General features: G+C 61.4%; 16 protein-coding genes. 11 read left to right on the top strand and 5 right to left on the bottom strand.

The window, feature by feature from the left end; translation table 11 throughout:
• Window positions 1–86 precede the first annotated feature (86 nt).
• The 11 genes from AB4Z20_RS03820 (at window position 87) to AB4Z20_RS03770 (ending at window position 12,591) form a co-directional block, all read left to right on the top strand.
• The gene (locus AB4Z20_RS03820; protein WP_253477401.1) at window positions 87–683 is read left to right on the top strand and encodes a septation protein A; all 597 of its coding nucleotides are present in this window, start codon (window positions 87–89) and stop codon (window positions 681–683) included.
• 1 nt (window position 684) lies between these two features.
• A complete protein-coding gene (locus AB4Z20_RS03815) occupies window positions 685–984 on the top strand; it encodes a YciI family protein (protein WP_003204875.1) in 300 nt (99 codons plus the stop codon).
• Window positions 985–1,091: 107 nt separating this feature from the next.
• Window positions 1,092–1,502 carry a translation initiation factor 2 gene (locus tag AB4Z20_RS03810; RefSeq protein WP_214509469.1) on the top strand — a complete coding sequence of 137 codons (411 nt, stop codon included), beginning with the start codon at window positions 1,092–1,094 and terminating at the stop codon, window positions 1,500–1,502.
• A 7-nt stretch (window positions 1,503–1,509) separates the two neighbouring features.
• Window positions 1,510–2,187, top strand: a complete 678-nt coding sequence (locus tag AB4Z20_RS03805; RefSeq protein WP_003204879.1) for a response regulator transcription factor — start codon at window positions 1,510–1,512, stop codon at window positions 2,185–2,187.
• Window positions 2,188–2,498: 311 nt separating this feature from the next.
• Entirely contained in the window at window positions 2,499–2,936 is a 438-nt protein-coding gene (locus AB4Z20_RS03800; RefSeq protein WP_014339849.1) for a Spy/CpxP family protein refolding chaperone, read from the top strand.
• Between the two features lie 65 nt (window positions 2,937–3,001).
• Window positions 3,002–4,342, top strand: a complete 1,341-nt coding sequence (locus AB4Z20_RS03795; RefSeq protein WP_320389347.1) for a sensor histidine kinase — start codon at window positions 3,002–3,004, stop codon at window positions 4,340–4,342.
• A gap of 284 nt (window positions 4,343–4,626) precedes the next feature.
• Window positions 4,627–6,054, top strand: coding sequence for a di-heme oxidoreductase family protein (locus AB4Z20_RS03790; RefSeq protein ID WP_258689175.1), 1,428 nt, complete (start codon window positions 4,627–4,629; stop codon window positions 6,052–6,054).
• Between the two features lie 28 nt (window positions 6,055–6,082).
• The gene (locus AB4Z20_RS03785; RefSeq protein WP_116833304.1) at window positions 6,083–7,147 is read left to right on the top strand and encodes an imelysin family protein; all 1,065 of its coding nucleotides are present in this window, start codon (window positions 6,083–6,085) and stop codon (window positions 7,145–7,147) included.
• A 2-nt stretch (window positions 7,148–7,149) separates the two neighbouring features.
• Window positions 7,150–8,247, top strand: coding sequence for a DUF1513 domain-containing protein (locus tag AB4Z20_RS03780; protein WP_077508578.1), 1,098 nt, complete (start codon window positions 7,150–7,152; stop codon window positions 8,245–8,247).
• 155 nt (window positions 8,248–8,402) lie between these two features.
• Window positions 8,403–9,551, top strand: a complete 1,149-nt coding sequence (locus AB4Z20_RS03775; RefSeq protein ID WP_442089353.1) for an efflux RND transporter periplasmic adaptor subunit — start codon at window positions 8,403–8,405, stop codon at window positions 9,549–9,551.
• Window positions 9,552–9,564: 13 nt separating this feature from the next.
• Window positions 9,565–12,591, top strand: a complete 3,027-nt coding sequence (locus tag AB4Z20_RS03770) for a multidrug efflux RND transporter permease subunit (RefSeq protein WP_214509463.1) — start codon at window positions 9,565–9,567, stop codon at window positions 12,589–12,591.
• Window positions 12,592–12,787: 196 nt separating this feature from the next.
• Here the strand turns inward: AB4Z20_RS03770 and AB4Z20_RS03765 are convergent, their stop codons facing one another.
• The 5 genes from AB4Z20_RS03765 to colR form a co-directional block, all read right to left on the bottom strand.
• Window positions 12,788–13,015, bottom strand: a complete 228-nt coding sequence (locus AB4Z20_RS03765; RefSeq protein ID WP_214509462.1) for a hypothetical protein — start codon at window positions 13,013–13,015, stop codon at window positions 12,788–12,790.
• A gap of 2 nt (window positions 13,016–13,017) precedes the next feature.
• Entirely contained in the window at window positions 13,018–13,728 is a 711-nt protein-coding gene (locus AB4Z20_RS03760) for a lipopolysaccharide kinase InaA family protein (protein WP_214509461.1), read from the bottom strand.
• A 4-nt stretch (window positions 13,729–13,732) separates the two neighbouring features.
• Window positions 13,733–14,401, bottom strand: a complete 669-nt coding sequence (locus AB4Z20_RS03755) for a class I SAM-dependent methyltransferase (protein ID WP_442089352.1) — start codon at window positions 14,399–14,401, stop codon at window positions 13,733–13,735.
• Window positions 14,402–14,529: 128 nt separating this feature from the next.
• Window positions 14,530–15,807: a sensor histidine kinase gene (locus tag AB4Z20_RS03750; protein ID WP_214509459.1), complete on the bottom strand. Its 1,278-nt coding sequence runs from the start codon at window positions 15,805–15,807 to the stop codon at window positions 14,530–14,532.
• Window positions 15,797–16,480 (bottom strand): two-component system response regulator ColR, encoded by a 684-nt coding sequence (gene colR / locus AB4Z20_RS03745; protein WP_320389352.1) that lies wholly within the window; start codon window positions 16,478–16,480, stop codon window positions 15,797–15,799. Before colR ends, AB4Z20_RS03750 begins: the two co-directional genes overlap by 11 nt.
• Window positions 16,481–16,652 lie beyond the last annotated feature (172 nt).

The following is a 16,652-nucleotide window of genomic DNA, read 5'->3' as shown; positions in this document are numbered from 1 at the left end:
AGAGTTTGTTACCTCAAATCAGCTGGCCCTATCGCGGCCAAGGATGTTTGTTATTATGCCGCCACATCCTGCTTCTGGCTGCCACTGTGAAACAATTCATCGACTTCATCCCGCTCCTGCTGTTTTTCATCGTCTACAAACTTGATCCCCGGGCCGTCGACTTCGCCGGTCATTCCTTGACTGTAGGCGGTATTTACAGCGCCACCGCAGTGCTGATCATCAGCTCCCTGGTGGTCTACGGCGCACTGTTCGTGTCCCAGCGCAAGCTGGAGAAGAGCCAGTGGCTGACCCTGGTCGCCTGCCTCGTGTTCGGCAGCCTGACCCTGGCGTTCCACAGCGAAACCTTCCTCAAGTGGAAGGCCCCGGTGGTCAACTGGCTGTTTGCCCTGGCCTTCATCGGCAGCCACTTCATCGGTGACCGCTTGCTGATCAAGCGCATCATGGGCCATGCCATCAACCTGCCGGAACTGATCTGGACCCGGTTGAACATCGCCTGGATCGCGTTCTTCCTGTTCTGCGGCGCCGCCAACCTGTTCGTTGCGTTCACGTTCCAGGAGTACTGGGTCGACTTCAAGGTCTTCGGTAGCCTGGGCATGACGCTGTTGTTCCTGATTGGCCAGGGTATCTACCTGTCCCGTCACCTGCATGATGCCGACCCCACCACGCCAAAAACCGAGGACTGACATGCTCTACGCAATCATTGCTACCGACGTCGCCAACTCCCTGGAAAAACGCCAGGCCGCTCGTCCCGCGCACCTGGAGCGCCTGCAAAAACTCCAGAACGAAGGCCGCGTAGTGCTGGCCGGCCCGCATCCGGCGGTGGACAGCAATGATCCGGGCGCCGCAGGTTTCAGTGGCAGCCTGATGGTAGTCGAATTCGACTCCCTGTCCGCTGCGCAGCAATGGGCCGAGGCCGACCCGTTCGTTGCGGCCGGCGTCTATGCCAATGTCGTGGTCAAGCCATTCAAGCAAGTCATGCCGTAAATGCCCCTGGCGCGATGAGCCTTCGCGGCTCATTGCGTTCAATTGCTCATTGTTCTCGTTTGCCTGCCGACAACCTGTCTAATCTCGATTGGAATTCAGGAGTTGCAATGCGCAAAGGTCCGTTGTGCCTGTTATTGGTCACGTTGGCGATCGGGGCACCCGCCCATGGCGAGGAGAGCACCGAGGGCAGTCATTCGACGCCTTTGTCCCTGAGTGCTGGCAGCCAGATCGCCGAACTGCAGCAACGCTTGAAAGACAGCGAACGCCAGCGCGAAGAACTGAGCAAGCAATTGCAAAGCGCCGACAGCGAACGCGAGAGCGCATTGCTGGGCCGGTTGCGCCAGGAGAACCAACGCCTGAAGCTGCAACTCAAGGAAGCCCAGGCCAGCCCCCTGCCACGCCTGTTGACCGATCAACAGCAATGGTTTGTCATCGGTGCCGGGGTAGCGCTATTGGCCCTGCTCTGCGGTATCTTTGCCAGCGGTGGACGTAGACAACGTCGGCAATGGCTAAATTGAGTGAGTCATGAGCGAGCTGTTACTGATAGACGATGACCAGGAGCTGTGCGAGCTCCTTGTCAGCTGGTTGAGCCAGGAAGGTTTTCAGGTCCGGGCCTGTCACGATGGCCAAAGTGCCCGCAAGGCCTTGGCCGAAACCGCCCCGGCAGCCGTAGTACTGGACGTGATGCTGCCCGACGGCAGTGGCCTGGAACTGCTCAAGCAATTGCGCAGCGATCATCCGGAGTTGCCGGTGCTGATGTTGTCGGCCCGGGGTGAACCCCTGGACCGGATCCTCGGCCTGGAACTGGGCGCCGATGACTACTTGGCCAAGCCCTGCGACCCACGCGAACTGACCGCCCGCCTACGCGCCGTGCTGCGCCGCAGCCACCCGACAGCCGTGTCCAGCCAGATCGAACTGGGTGACCTGACTTTCAGCCCGGTACGTGGCGTGGTCAGCATCGATGAACAGGAACAGACCCTCACCGTTTCCGAAAGCCGCCTGCTCGAAGCGTTGCTCAAGCAACCGGGCGAGCCGCTGGACAAGCAGGAACTGGCGCAGATCGCCCTGGGCCGCAAGCTGACCCTGTACGACCGCAGCCTCGATATGCACGTGAGCAACCTGCGCAAGAAAATCGGCCCCCACCCCGACGGCCGCCCGCGCATCGTGGCGCTGCGTAGCCGTGGTTACTACTACAGCCTCTAGAGGCTTTGGCTGCTATTCCTGCCCAAGAGGCTTTTTGTGGCGAGGGAGCTTGCTCCCGCTCGGTTGCGCAGCAACCGCAGAATCTTGGGGCTACTTCGTAGCCCAGCGGGAGCAAGCTCCCTCGCCACAAAAGCGCCCTCACCACAGCAAGTACCCCCATCACAGGGCTTTGTGTTCGGCCCAGCAGATTTGTCAGGTCCGCACCAAACCGTCTTTACCCAAGCTTTACCCACCCCTGACCGCCGCTGACCTTGATCTCCGTAATCTGCACTCATCCGGAACTGACCGGGAATGAGACAAGGAGACACACCATGCGCAAGACCCTTATCGCTCTGATGTTCGCTGCCGCCCTGCCGACCGTCGCCATGGCCATGCCCGAAGGCGCCGGCCCGATGGGACCAATGGACGGCCCACGCCACGGCGGCCAGATGCACGACAAAGGTCCGTACAGCCAACTGGACCTGAGCCGCGAACAGCGCCAGCAGATTCGCCGGATCATGGGCGAACAGCGCCACGAACAACGCGAACTGGTAGACAAGTACCTGGCCAAGCTGTCGCCAGCCGACCAGAAAGCCATGCAAGACGAAATGCAGGCCCGGCATCAGAAGATCGATGCCCAGATCCGCGGGCTGTTGAAGCCTGAGCAGCAGAAAGAGTTCGACGCGATCCAGAAGAAACAGGCCGAGCGTCGCGCCGAGTGGGCTGAGTTCAAGGCCTGGAAAGCGCAACAGCCGCAAAAAGCGCAATAATGCACTGAAGCCCCCTAGCCCAACGGCAATTGCCGTTGGGCTTTCTTTGTTTTCGAGGATCTACCGTGCGTTCATTGTTCTGGCGCATCCTGGCCAGTTTCTGGCTGGCCATCGCTCTGGTTGCAGGACTTTCGCTCCTGATGGGCCACATGCTCAATCAGGACGCCTGGATCCTCAGCCGCCATCCGGGTCTCAACACCCTGCCCGAAGAGTGGACACAAACCTACGAAAGCCAGGGTGAGGACGCCGCGCAGGACATCCTGCAACAGCGCAAGCGTCAGTATCACATCGACGTCCAAGTGTTCAATGAAAGCGGCGACCCGGTGGTGCGCGGCACATTCCCCCATCGCGCCGAGGCCTTCGAGGCTCGGCAGAACAGCAACGAGCGACGCCTGCCCTGGCGGCGACTGACCGACGAATTCACCAGTGCCAAAACCGGTGACACGTATCTGTTCATCTACCGCATCCCCCATCCCGAACTGGACGCCTGGCACCGCGACAGCCTGCTCTGGCCCCTCAGTGCGCTGGGGATCGCGCTGGTGGTGCTGACCTTGTTCAGCCTGTTGGTGACGCTTTCCATCACTCGCCCGCTGAGTCGCCTGCGTGGTGCGGTGCATGACCTGGGCCAGGCCGCCTATCAGCAGAACAGCCTCGCCAAGCTGGCCAACCGGCGGGATGAGTTCGGCGTACTGGCCACTGACTTCAACCGCATGGGCGCGCGCCTGCAAAGCTTGATCACCAGCCAGCGACAACTGCTGCGCGACGTGTCCCACGAACTGCGCTCGCCCCTGGCCCGGCTGCGCATTGCCTTGGCCTTGGCTGAGCGGGCCAGCCCCGAGGAACGTGAAAGACTCTGGCCACGCCTGACCCGCGAATGCGATCGCCTGGAAGCGCTGATCAGTGAAATCCTGGTGTTGGCCCGGGTCGATGCCGACAACGCCAGCGCCGAAGAGGTGGAACTCAACGGCTTGCTGGTCACCCTGCAAAAAGATGCGCAACTGGCCTCACCGGAACAAACCGTGCAGCTCGAAACCGAGGCGGACCTGACCCTCAAGGGCTGGCCGACCATGATCGAGCGAGCGCTGGACAACCTGCTGCGCAACGCCCAGCGCTTCAATCCGGCCGGGCAATCGATCGAGATGCGCGCGGCGCGCCAGGGCGAACGGATCCTGATCAGCGTGCGCGACCACGGGCCAGGCGTGGAGGCCGAACACCTGGGACAATTGGGCGAGCCGTTCTACCGCGCCCCCGGCCAGACCGCCGCCGGTCATGGCCTGGGCCTGGCCATCGCACGCCGCGCCGCCGAACGCCATGGCGGCACGCTGGTACTGGGCAATCATCCCGACGGCGGGTTCATCGCGACGCTGGAGTTGCCGTTGGTGCCGGGGGCTGTCGTCCAGCCCTGAGCGCCTTAGGTGAACCTGTGGCGAGGGAGCTTGCTCCCGCTCGGCTCTGTAGGAGCTGTCGAGTGCAACGAGGCTGCGATCTTTCCCCTGACTGTTGAGTCTCAAGCGAAAGATCAAAAGATCGCAGCCTTCGGCAGCTCCTACAGAGCCCAGCGGGAACAAGCTCCCTCGCCACAGTGAAGCAAGCGCGATCCCATCAAACCAAACGATAATTCCTCTTATTCAAACTGCCCCGCCCTGTTAGACTTTGCGCCCTCGTTTTAACTCATCTCCCAGGACGCCCGATGCCGTCGTTGCCTCTTCGTTTATGTGCGCTGTTCATGGCCCTGGGCCTGAGCGCCTGCGATGATGCCCCGCGTTTTACCCAGGCCGAACCGGGTGAAGCCCGTTCCGGTGGCGCCGCGACGGTACGCAAGACAGACCAGAACGCCTTTTCCCTGCCCTCGGCCAACCTGCCGCCCTCACGGCGCGTGGATTTCAGCGTCGGCAACAGTTTCTTCCGCAGCCCCTGGGTGATCGCCCCCTCGACCACCACCGCTCGCGATGGCCTCGGGCCCTTGTTCAACACCAACGCCTGCCAGAACTGCCACATCAAGGACGGCCGCGGCCACCCACCCGCGCCGGACGCGACCACCGCGGTATCGATGCTGGTACGCCTGTCGATCCCCGACGCGCCGCCTTACGCCAAGGTCATCGAACAATTGGGAGTCGTGCCGGAACCGGTTTACGGCGGGCAGTTGCAGGACATGTCCGTGCCTGGCGTCGCCCCTGAAGGCAAGGTGCGGGTCGATTACACGCCGGTCCCGGTGCGTTTCAAGGACGGCACCGTGGTGGAACTGCGCAAGCCCGACCTGCAGATCACCCAACTGGCCTATGGGCCGATGCACCCGGACACGCGTTTTTCCGCCCGCGTCGCCCCGCCGATGATCGGCCTGGGGCTGCTCGAGGCGATCCCCGACGAAGCCATCCTGGCAAACGCCGAAGCCCAGGCCCGGGAGAAAAACGGCATCGCCGGGCGTCCCAACCAGGTCTGGGACGATGCCCAGCAAAAAACCGTCCTGGGAAGGTTCGGCTGGAAGGCCGGACAGCCCAACCTCAACCAGCAGAACGTCCACGCGTTCTCCGGCGACATGGGCCTGACGACAAGCCTGCGGCCCTTCGACGACTGCACCCAGACCCAGGTCGACTGCAAGCGTGCGCCCAGCGGCAACGGCCCCGATGGCGAACCGGAAGTCAGCGACAACATCCTGCGACTGGTGCTGTTCTATAGCCGCAACCTCGCCGTACCGGCCCGGCGCGAGGTGAACTCACCCCAGGTGCTGGCGGGCAAGAATCTGTTCTTCCAGGCCGGTTGCCAGTCCTGCCACACACCGAAATACACCACCGCCGCCAACGCTGCCGAACCGGAGTTGGCGAACCAGGTCATCCGCCCTTACACCGACCTGCTGTTGCACGACATGGGCGAAGGCCTGGCGGACAACCGCAGCGAATTCAAGGCCAGCGGCCGTGACTGGCGAACCCCGCCGCTATGGGGTATCGGCCTGACCGAAACCGTCAACGGCCACACCCAGTTCCTGCATGACGGCCGGGCCCGCAATCTGCTCGAAGCCGTGCTGTGGCATGGCGGCGAAGCACAAGCGGCGCAGCGCCAGGTTTTAGCGTTCAATGCCGAGCAGCGCACTGCGTTGCTGGCCTTCCTGAATTCCCTTTAAACGCCTTTTCCAGAAGTGGGAGCACGACATGTTCCGTCCCAAGCTGTTGTTCACCAGCCTCGCCGCCATCGCCCTCGGTGCCTGCTCGCCCCAGGATCCACAAGCCGTCACCTCGGCCGCCATCGCCAAGCAAGTGATCCTGCCGACCTACAGCCGCTGGGTCGATGCCGACCGGCAACTGGCGAGCAGCGCCCTGGCGTTCTGCCAAGGCAAGGAAAACCTGGAAACCGCCCGCGCCGATTTCCTCAAGGCGCAAAAAGCCTGGGCCGAGTTGCAACCGCTGCTGATCGGTCCGCTGGCCGAAGGCAACCGCGCCTGGCAGGTGCAGTTCTGGCCGGACAAGAAAAACCTGGTGGGCCGTCAGGTCGAGCAATTGGTCAACAGCGAGCCACAGATCGACGCCGCCGGCCTGGCCAAGTCCAGCGTCGTGGTCCAAGGCCTCTCGGCCTATGAATACCTGCTGTTCGACGCCAAGATCGACATGGCCGACAGTGCGCAAAAAGCCAAGTATTGCCCGCTGCTCACCGCCATTGGTGAACGCCAGAAACAACTGGCCGAAGAGATCCTGTCGCGCTGGAACACCAACGACGGCATGCTCGCCCAGATGAGCAAATTCCCCAACCAGCGCTACGCCGACTCCCACGAGGCCATCGCTGACCTGCTGCGTGTCCAGGTCACCGCCCTGGACACGTTGAAGAAAAAGCTCGGCACACCGATGGGCCGCCAGAGCAAAGGCGTGCCTCAGCCGTTCCAGGCCGATGCCTGGCGCAGCCAGTCGTCGCTGCAAGGCCTGGAGGCCAGCCTGAGTGCGGCCAGGACCGTCTGGGCAGGCGTGGACAACAAGGGCCTGCGCGGCCTGTTGCCAAGCGACCAGAAGCCACTGGCCGACAAGATCGATGCCGCCTACGATGCCTCCTTGAAGCTGTTCGCCAGCAGCCAGCGTTCGCTGACCGAAATGCTCAACGACGATGCCGGGCGCCAGCAACTCAACGATTTGTATGACAGCCTCAACGTCGTCCATCGCCTGCACGAAGGCGAACTGGCCAAGGCGCTGGGCATTCAACTGGGCTTCAATGCCAACGACGGTGACTGATCATGTTTCGACGTCAGGTTCTGGCACTGGGCAGCTTGCTGCTCGGCGCCGTCACCCTGGGCGGCTGGACGCTGTTCAAGCAAAAGGACAAGCACCCACTCTTGCTTTCGGCACGGGACGACGGCGACGGCAAGCACTACGCCGTCGGCTATCGACTGGACGGCACCCGGGTGTTCGCCACCCAGGTCGGCCAGCGCTGCCATGACATCATCAATCATCCGACACAGCCGATTGCGCTGTTCGTCGCCCGCCGTCCAGGTACCGAAAGCTACCTGATCGACCTGCGCGACGGGACGCTGCTGCAAACCATCACTTCGTTGCCGAACCGGCATTTCTACGGCCATGCGGTGATCCACAAAAGCGGCGAATGGCTGTATGCCACCGAGAACGACACCACCGACCCGGGGCGCGGCCTGTTGGGCGTGTACCGTTTCGAAGGCGAGCGGCTGGTGCACAGCGGCGAGATGTCCACCCATGGCATCGGTCCGCACCAGGTCTCATGGATGCCTGATGGCGAAACCCTGGTGGTGGCCAATGGCGGCATTCGCACCGAGGCCGAAAGCCGGGTCGAAATGAACCTCGACGCCATGGAGCCGAGCCTGGTGCTGATGCAACGCGATGGCACCCTGCTGAGCAAGGAAACCCTCGCCCAGTCGATGAATAGCGTGCGCCACCTGGGCATCGCCAGCGACGGCACCATCGTCTCCGGCCAGCAGTTCATGGGCGCTGCCCACGAGTCGTCGCAACTGCTGGCGATCAAGCGGCCGGGCCAGCCGTTCCAGGCGTTCCCAGTGCCTGAAGAGCAATTGCAGGCCATGGGGCACTACACTGCCAGCGTCGCCGTGCACAGCGACCTGCGCCTGGTGGCCCTGACCGCTCCTCGTGGCAACCGCTTCTTCATCTGGGACCTGGACAGTGGCGAAGTACGCCTGGATGCGCCGCTGCCGGACTGTGCCGGCGTGGGCGCGGTGGCCGACGGGTTTGTCGTGACGTCGGGCCAAGGGCGTTGCCGCTATTACGATTGCCGGCAGACACAACTGGTTGCAAAACCATTGGATCTGCCGGCAGGCCTCTGGGACAACCATTTGCATCTGGCCTGAGCCAGGGAGCGAAGCACCTCGGTGCCGAGCTCCCTGATTTTTCGGAAGAATCCCACGCATCACCGGCCCGCCAACATCTGGAATAGCCCGCACACTCAGAGTAATGTGCCCGCCTATCTGTATTTTCTCTCAGCTCTTTTCCAAGGAAGTGGAACATGCTGCGACGCCGCATGCTGATCATGTTGGGTGTTGTCCTGCTGGTGGTGCTGCTGCTCGCCGGCTACAAGGCCTTCTCCGTCTACCAGCAGATCCAGATGTTTTCTGCACCCAAACCACCGGTCAGCGTGGCCGTGGCCACGGCCGCCCAGCAACCCTGGCAAGCTCGCCTGCCCACCGTTGGCAGCCTCAAGGCGCTGCAAGGCGTGGACCTGAGCCTGGAAATCGCCGGGACCGTGCAGAAGGTGCAATTCCAGTCCGGGCAGAAGGTCAAGGCCGGCCAACCGCTGCTGCAACTGGACAGTGAAGTCGAAAGCGCCCTGCTGGAAACCGCCGAGGCCGACCTTGGCCTGGCGCAACTGGATTTCGGGCGCGGCCGACAACTGGTGGGCAGCCAGGCGATCTCCAAGGGCGAATTCGACCGGCTCTCGGCGCAACTGAAGAAGAACCAGGCCACGGTCAACCAGCTCAAGGCTTCGCTGGCCAAAAAACAGATCCTGGCGCCCTTCAGCGGCACCATCGGTATTCGCCAGGTGGACGTTGGCGACTACCTGGCCAGCGGCACGGTGATCGCCACCCTGCAGGACCTCAGCAGCCTTTACGTGGACTTCTACGTCCCCGAGCAAACCGTGCCCAGGCTCGCCGTTGCCCAGTCGGTCAACGTCAGTGTCTCGGCCTATCCCGGGCAAAACTTCGTCGCCACCATCAGCGCGATCAACCCCAAGGTCGAGGACAGCACCCGCAACGTGCTGGTGCGCGCCACCCTGGCCAACCCCGACGGCAAGCTGCTGCCCGGCATGTTCGCCAACCTGCAGGTGATCCTGCCGGACGTGGCCGCCGGAATCGTCGTGCCGGAAAGCGCCGTGACCTACACCCTCTACGGCAACTCCATGTACGTGGTGACCCGGAAGAAAACCGCCGACGGCAATGTCGAGAAAGACGACAAGGGCCAGCCGGTCCTGATCGCTGAACGGCGTTTCGTGGAAACCGGCGAACGACGCGACGGGCAGGTGCTGGTTACCAAAGGCGTGCAGAGCGGCGAGCAAGTCGTGATTGCCGGCCAGCTCAAGCTCGATAACGGTACGCCGATCGCCATCAGCGACGACAAGACCCTGACCGAACAGAACAGCCCGCCGCGCGCGGACTGATCAAGGAACCCCCATGGCTTTTACCGATCCGTTCATCCGCCGTCCGGTGCTCGCCACCGTGGTCAGCCTGTTGATCGTGCTACTGGGCTTCCAGGCCTGGAGCAAGTTGCCCCTGCGTCAGTATCCACAAATGGAGAACGCCCTGATCACGGTGACCACCGCCTACCCCGGGGCCAATGCCGAGACCATCCAGGGCTACATCACCCAGCCGATGCAGCAGAGCCTGGCCAGTGCCGAGGGCATCGACTACATGACCTCGGTCAGCCGCCAGAATTTCTCGGTGATTTCGGTCTATGCCCGCATCGGCTCCAACAGCGACCGGCTCTTTACCGAACTGCTGGCCAAGGCCAACGAGGTCAAGAACCAACTGCCCCAGGATGCCGAGGACCCAGTCCTCAGCCGCGAGGCCGCCGATGCCTCGGCACTGATGTACATCAGCTTCTTCAGCAAGGAACTGAACAACCCACAGATCACCGACTACCTGTCACGGGTGATCCAGCCCAAACTGGCGACCCTGCCAGGCATGGCCGAGGCGGAAATCCTCGGCAACCAGGTCTTCGCCATGCGCCTGTGGCTGGACCCGGTCAAACTCGCCGGCTTCGGCCTGACTGCCGCCGACGTGACCAATGCCGTGCGCCAGCACAACTTCCTCTCCGCTGCTGGTGAAGTGAAGGGCGAGTATGTGGTCACCAGCATCAACGCCAACACCGAACTCAAGTCCGCCGAGGCCTTCGGCGCGATCCCGCTCAAGACCGACGGCGACAGCCGCGTATTGCTGCGGGACGTGGCCCGCGTGGAAATGGGCGCCGAGAACTACGACTCCATCAGTTCCTTTGGTGGCACGCCCTCGGTGTACATCGGGATCAAGGCCACGCCGGGTGCGAACCCGCTGGATGTGATCAAGGAAGTACGCAAGATCATGCCGGACATGGAGGCCCAGCTCCCGGCCAACCTCAAGGCCGAGATCGCCTACGACGCCACCCTGTTCATCCAGGCTTCCATCGACGAAGTGGTGAAAACCCTGTTCGAGGCGGTGCTGATCGTCATCGTCGTGGTGTTCCTGTTCCTCGGCGCCCTGCGCTCGGTGGTCATCCCGGTGGTGACCATCCCGCTGTCGATGATCGGCGTGATGTTCTTCATGCAGTTGATGGGCTACTCGATGAACCTCCTGACCCTGCTGGCCATGGTGCTCGCCATCGGTCTGGTGGTGGACGACGCCATCGTGGTGGTGGAGAACATTCACCGGCACATCGAGGAAGGCAAGACCCCATTCGACGCGGCGATAGAAGGTGCCCGGGAAATCGCCATGCCGGTGGTCTCGATGACCATCACCCTGGCGGCGGTGTACGCGCCGATCGGCCTGCTCCAGGGCCTGACGGGCGCTTTGTTCAAGGAGTTCGCATTGACCCTGGCCGGGGCGGTGGTGATCTCCGGGATCGTCGCCCTGACCTTGTCACCGATGATGTGCGCCATGCTCCTGCGCCACGATGAGAACCCCTCGGGGCTGGCCCATCGGCTGGACATGGTTTTCGAACGTTTGAAGAGCCGTTACCAGCGCATGCTTCACGGCACGCTCAACACCCGGCCGGTGGTACTGGTGTTCGCCGTGATCGTCCTGCTGCTGATCCCGGTGCTGATCATGTTCACCAAGTCCGAACTGGCCCCCGACGAGGACCAGGGCATCATCTTCATGATGGCCAACGCCCCGCAACCCACCAACCTCGACTACCTGAACACCTACACCGATCACTTCATTACCATCTTCAAGGAGTTCCCGGAGTACTACTCCTCGTTCCAGATCAACGGCTATAACGGCGTACAGTCGGGCATCGGCGGCTTCCTGCTCAAGCCCTGGAACGAACGCAGCCGCACCCAGATGGAAATCCTGCCAGAGGTCCAGGCCAAGCTGGAAAGCGTGCCTGGCTTGCAGATCTTCGGTTTCAACCTGCCCTCGCTGCCGGGCACCGGCGAAGGCTTGCCATTTGCCTTCGTCATCAACTCGCCGAAGGATTATGCGACGCTGCTGGAGATTGCCGACCGGGTCAAAAAGCGCGCATTGGAATCCGGCAAGTTCGCCTTCATGGACATTGACCTGGCGTTCGACAAACCCGAAGTCGTGGTGGATATCGATCGCGCCAAGGCCGCCCAGATGGGCGTCTCGATGCAGGACCTGGGCGGTACCCTGGCGACACTGCTGGGTGAAGCCGAGATCAACCGCTTCACTCTCGAGGGGCGCAGCTACAAGGTCATTGCCCAGGTCGAACGCCCCTTCCGGGACAACCCGGACTGGTTGAACAACTACTACGTGAAAAATGCCAAGGGTGAATCACTCCCGCTGTCGACCCTGATCAAGGTCAGCGACCGGGCGCGACCGCGACAACTGAACCAGTTCCAGCAGCTCAATGCGGTGACCATTTCGGGCTTTCCCATCGTGAGCATGGGCGAGGCGATCGAGACCGTCCGCCAGATCGCCCGGGAGGAAGCCCCGGTGGGGTTCGCCTTCGATTACGCCGGGGCGTCGCGCCAATTCGTACAGGAAGGCAGCGCGTTGTGGGCGACCTTTGCCCTGGCACTGGCAATCATCTTCCTGGTGTTGGCCGCGCAGTTCGAAAGTTTCCGGGACCCGCTGGTGATCCTGGTGACCGTGCCGCTGTCGATTTGCGGCGCCTTGATTCCGTTGTTCCTCGGCTGGTCGAGCATGAACATCTATACCCAGGTGGGGCTGGTGACGTTGATTGGCCTGATCAGCAAGCACGGGATCCTGATTGTCGAATTCGCCAACCAGCTGCGCAGGGAACAGAACCTGACACCGCGCGAAGCCGTGGAACAAGCCGCGTCGATTCGTCTGCGGCCGGTGCTGATGACCACCGCAGCAATGGTGTTCGGCATGGTGCCGCTCATCTTCGCCACGGGCGCCGGGGCGGTGAGCCGCTTCGACATCGGCACGGTGATCGCCACCGGGATGTCGATTGGCACCTTGTTCACGCTGTTCGTGTTGCCTTGTGTCTACACGCTGCTGGCCAAGCCGGACAAGGCCTGAAGTGAACACCTGTGGCGAGGGATACTGTGGGAGCAAGGCTTGCCCGCGATGAAGGTGATGCGGTCTTCCAGAAATCGGGGCGACTGTTTCGCGAGCAAGCTTTGCTCCCACAAAATCCCCTCGCCACAATGGTTTTTCTGCAGTCAAAAAATAAAGGCCTCGCACAAGCGAGGCCTTTATTTTGGCTTTATGTCTCTCAACTTTGCGGCCTCATCCCCTGGGACAGGCTGAACATGAACAGCAGCAGGTCATTATCCGGTCGGATCGTCTCGCTGACCTTTGCCACACGCGGCAAAGGACAATGCGCACCCGCATTGGAGGCACTGAGGATCTGCGAGCGTGGCTGCTCCCACACAGCCACCGCCATCGATGCAACTGCCAGGGCTCCGACTAAAAACAAACCTCTAGCAATTTCTAGTTTCATCGCTATAAACCTTTGATAGCGCTGCCAAACGCCGCCTCGTAAAAGTAGACCAGTTTTTTCCAGTCAGCCTCGCTGAACGACGAGTGGCGCCGCAACTGCTTCAGGTCATGGGATGCCGCACGTTGGGCGGTCAGACGCTGGCGACACTTTTCAAAATCGAGCAAAGCCACTTCGGCCTTGGCCGCCTCGCCCTCCCCGGTCACGCGCACAAAGACGTGCTTGATGTAGATACAGCCATGTTGCCAACGGCCCTTGTGCATGCGGGCCAGGTTTTCAGCCAGTGCCAGGAGGATTTGATCATGCACGGCTTCGCCATGGCGCTCGCGGCCACCGCCGGCATACCAGTGCTCGATCTCTTCAAAACCTTCCAGCGCCTGGGTTACCAGCAGCGCACGCCACTTGTGAACCGGGTCGCGTTGGGCGCCACAGAAAATGAGCTGGGGGACGCGAACACCCAACCGGGTCAAGGCCAGGAGTGCGTCTTGCTCGCGCAGCACGGTCGGTCTACCGAACGGGTGCAACCAGCTGCGATAAATATGTCCGGTCTGACGCTTGGCATAAAGCAGCTTGCCGTCCTTGCTCTTGATCCGCTGTACGCCGCTTTCACCGCCGCGACGCACATTAGGTTCTTCCACCCACTCACCCTGCTGACTCCAGAAATGTTCGAAGTCGTCGAGAAGAATCGTCGATGGTTCTGCTGCCTGTACACCCATGCCTTTACCTCTTGCGTAATACATAAACTCGCCACATGGCATAGAGCGGTAGAAAATCCAGTCGTTCCTGAATGCGAAACCCTGCCTGCCGAAACTCCTCCTCTACTGTAGCAACCGGTAACACAAATCGATTCTGGTAGTCTTTTTGCCCACGAGTGCGTTCCTGGCGCTTGCGTTTCCAGGCCTTGAAATTGCCATCGACCCATAACGAAACGAGCACGCTGTCGCGGCTGACACGGTGGAATTCCCTAAGAATCGCCAGTCGGTGCGCGGGTTCACCGATGTGATGCAACAGGCGCATGCAAAAAATGCTGTCGACGGCGTTATCAGGCAAGGCAATGTCGAACGCAGAAGTGTGCAAGGGTTGTACCCGTTTCACCACATCGGCCGGTTGAGCCTCCATTGCGGTCGTGAGCATGGCCTCGGAATTGTCCGCGCCGATGATGACCCGGTTCGGTTTTTCGGCCAACAAAGACCAGAATCGCCCGGCACCGCACGGCAAATCCAATACCAGGCCTGGATCACCCACCAGTGCCAATGCGCGGCGGGCCAGTTGCTGGTCTCGTAGGTTGGAAAGACGGCGACTCAAGCTGCCTCGATGCTTATGAAAATACTTCTTGGCGTGCTGCTCGTCGTATTTCTCGGAAAAATCGAGTTTGATCGGGTCGGGCATTGATGGGGGCCTCCATGTCTGAATAGCCCCCACCTTATGAATTGGTATGTCAGGGTCAGGTCATCACTCTGTGAAAAATTCGTCATGTAAATGACCAAATTTTTACAAGATTTTTCCAAGCTAAACGATCATACCTTCGGATTCAACTCCACCTCGAAATGGCAACCGTTGGGTTCCATCGTGCTGAGACTCACCGTCCAGCCCTGGTTCTCGCAAATCCGTTGCACCAGTGACAGTCCCAACCCCAACCCCTCGCCACGCTTTTCGTTGCCGCGCACGAATGGCTCGAACATCGCCTCGCGCTTCTCCTCCGGGATGCCCACGCCGCTGTCCTCGACCACGAAGCCGGTCGCAGACAACGAGAGACGGATGAACCCCTGGTCGGTGTAGTGCAAGGCATTTCTTAGCAGGTTGCCCATGACGGCGGTCAGGAACGTGGCGTTATACAGGGTGTCCAGGGTTTGCCCCGGTTCGAAGATCAGCGTCAGGCCTTTGGATTCGATGGAGCCGCGCCATACTCCGAGGAGATTTTCAGCCACCTGTGCAAGGTTCCGCCGAGGCGACATGCCGTTGTCTTCGCGCTGGGCCCTGGCGAGCATCAGGAAGGTCTGCACCAGTTCGCGCATCTCTTCACTGGCCCTGTTGATGCGCTCGACCTGGGTGCGACCACGCTGGTCCAATGCCGGATTTTCCAACAGCAATTCACAGGAGGTCGCCAAGACCATCAACGGTGTGCGCAATTCGTGGCTCACGTCGCTGGTGAACAATCGTTCACGGGTCAGGGCCTGGCGCAAGCGCCCCAGTGTTGCGTCGAACGCCACGGCCAGTTCACCCACTTCATCGGCGGCATAATCCGGAGCCAGCGGCGGAGCCAGGCCCAGGAGCTGGTCGCGGTGGCGCACTTGCCGGGCCAGGCGAACCACCGGCGCCATTACCCGGCGTGCCAGGACCCAGCCCAAAAATACCGCCAGTGCCAGGCTGAGCACAAAGCCCACCAGCACCACAGCGAACAGCACCCGTTCGCGCTCTTCGAAGTCGCTCTGGTCCTGCAGCAACACGTAGTGCCGGCCGTCAACGATCTCGACCATGGCGTGATAGGACAGCTGCTCGCGGAACACCTCGTGGAAACCGCGCTCCAGATGGCGCAAATCCTTGGGCAACTCGAAGTCCCCCGGGCCGCCGCTGAAATAAAACAACTGGTCGGGCTCTGGGCGATGGCTCCAGTCGGAAACACTGTCCATCAGCAACAGGCGTTGCAGGTCCCCGCCCAGTCCGGCGGAAATCAATTTCTCTTCAACCAGATGGACCGTCGCGATGATGCCCAGGGCAAAAGCACCCGCCACCAACGCGCTCATCAGTGCAAACGCGATGATGATCCGTTGGGCAAGGCTTTGCTTAAACTCCATCACGGCCCTCGGTCAAGCGGTAACCAACGCCGTGCACTGTATGCAGCAGCTGTTTTTCGAACGGTTTGTCGATGACCTGGCGCAGTTGGTGGACATGGCTGCGCAGGCTGTCGCTGTCCGGGCAATCATCGCCCCACAACGCTTCTTCGAGGATTTCGCGGCGCAGCACGTGAGGGCTTTTCTGCATCAGTACCGCCAGCAGCTTGAGGCCCACAGGGTTGAGCTTGAGCAGCTTGCCTTCACGCGTAACTTCCAGGGTGTCGAGGTCGTAGCTCAGGTCGCCGACCTGCAAGGCACGGCGACCACCACCCTGGGACCGACGCATGACGGCTTCGATCCGCGCCGCCAGCTCCGACAAGGCAAAGGGCTTGACCAGGTAATCGTCAGCCCCGGACTTGAAACCCTGCAAGCGATCATCCAACTGGTCTCGCGCGGTGAGCATGATCACCGGCGTATCGATCCGGGCGTCTTCGCGCAGGCGTTTGCACAAGGTGTAGCCGTCGATGCCCGGCAGCATGATGTCGAGCACGATCAGGTCGTAGTGCTCGGTCGCGGCCAGGTGCAACCCCGACAAACCGTCCTGGGCACAATCGACGGTGTAGCCCTTGAGCCCCAGGTAGTCGGCCAGGTTGGCCAGGATATCGCGGTTGTCTTCGACCAATAGAATTCGCATGGGCACCTCTGTGTACACAGTTAACGGCCATCTTGGCCCGCGCAGCTTACGGCCAATGCCGATTCAGGGCTAGGGCTGGAGGCGGCGGAAAATTGACACCTGCCGTACGTCAGTTTTTAATGGTTTTTTCACTATCGATTCACAACCTGACTACAGTGAGGGAGCAAGACTC

It is taken from the genome of Pseudomonas sp. KB_12 (genome assembly GCF_052114545.1).
GTDB lineage: Bacteria > Pseudomonadota > Gammaproteobacteria > Pseudomonadales > Pseudomonadaceae > Aquipseudomonas > Aquipseudomonas brassicacearum.
Note: the sequence above shows the minus strand (reverse complement) of the source record. Positions and strands in the feature narration are given on the sequence as shown.

What these genes read in the sequence shown, in the direction of transcription:
- AB4Z20_RS03805 (WP_003204879.1), top strand. Translation starts at nt 1,510, where the DNA reads ATGAGCGAGCTGTTACTGATAGACGATGACCAGGAGCTGTGCGAGCTC.
- AB4Z20_RS03810 (WP_214509469.1), top strand. Translation starts at nt 1,092, where the DNA reads ATGCGCAAAGGTCCGTTGTGCCTGTTATTGGTCACGTTGGCGATCGGG.
- colR (WP_320389352.1), bottom strand. Translation starts at nt 16,480, where the DNA reads ATGCGAATTCTATTGGTCGAAGACAACCGCGATATCCTGGCCAACCTG.
- AB4Z20_RS03760 (WP_214509461.1), bottom strand. Translation starts at nt 13,728, where the DNA reads ATGGGTGTACAGGCAGCAGAACCATCGACGATTCTTCTCGACGACTTC.
- AB4Z20_RS03775 (WP_442089353.1), top strand. Translation starts at nt 8,403, where the DNA reads ATGCTGCGACGCCGCATGCTGATCATGTTGGGTGTTGTCCTGCTGGTG.
- AB4Z20_RS03765 (WP_214509462.1), bottom strand. Translation starts at nt 13,015, where the DNA reads ATGAAACTAGAAATTGCTAGAGGTTTGTTTTTAGTCGGAGCCCTGGCA.
- AB4Z20_RS03785 (WP_116833304.1), top strand. Translation starts at nt 6,083, where the DNA reads ATGTTCCGTCCCAAGCTGTTGTTCACCAGCCTCGCCGCCATCGCCCTC.
- AB4Z20_RS03800 (WP_014339849.1), top strand. Translation starts at nt 2,499, where the DNA reads ATGCGCAAGACCCTTATCGCTCTGATGTTCGCTGCCGCCCTGCCGACC.
- AB4Z20_RS03755 (WP_442089352.1), bottom strand. Translation starts at nt 14,401, where the DNA reads ATGCCCGACCCGATCAAACTCGATTTTTCCGAGAAATACGACGAGCAG.
- AB4Z20_RS03815 (WP_003204875.1), top strand. Translation starts at nt 685, where the DNA reads ATGCTCTACGCAATCATTGCTACCGACGTCGCCAACTCCCTGGAAAAA.
- AB4Z20_RS03750 (WP_214509459.1), bottom strand. Translation starts at nt 15,807, where the DNA reads ATGGAGTTTAAGCAAAGCCTTGCCCAACGGATCATCATCGCGTTTGCA.
- AB4Z20_RS03770 (WP_214509463.1), top strand. Translation starts at nt 9,565, where the DNA reads ATGGCTTTTACCGATCCGTTCATCCGCCGTCCGGTGCTCGCCACCGTG.
- AB4Z20_RS03790 (WP_258689175.1), top strand. Translation starts at nt 4,627, where the DNA reads ATGCCGTCGTTGCCTCTTCGTTTATGTGCGCTGTTCATGGCCCTGGGC.
- AB4Z20_RS03780 (WP_077508578.1), top strand. Translation starts at nt 7,150, where the DNA reads ATGTTTCGACGTCAGGTTCTGGCACTGGGCAGCTTGCTGCTCGGCGCC.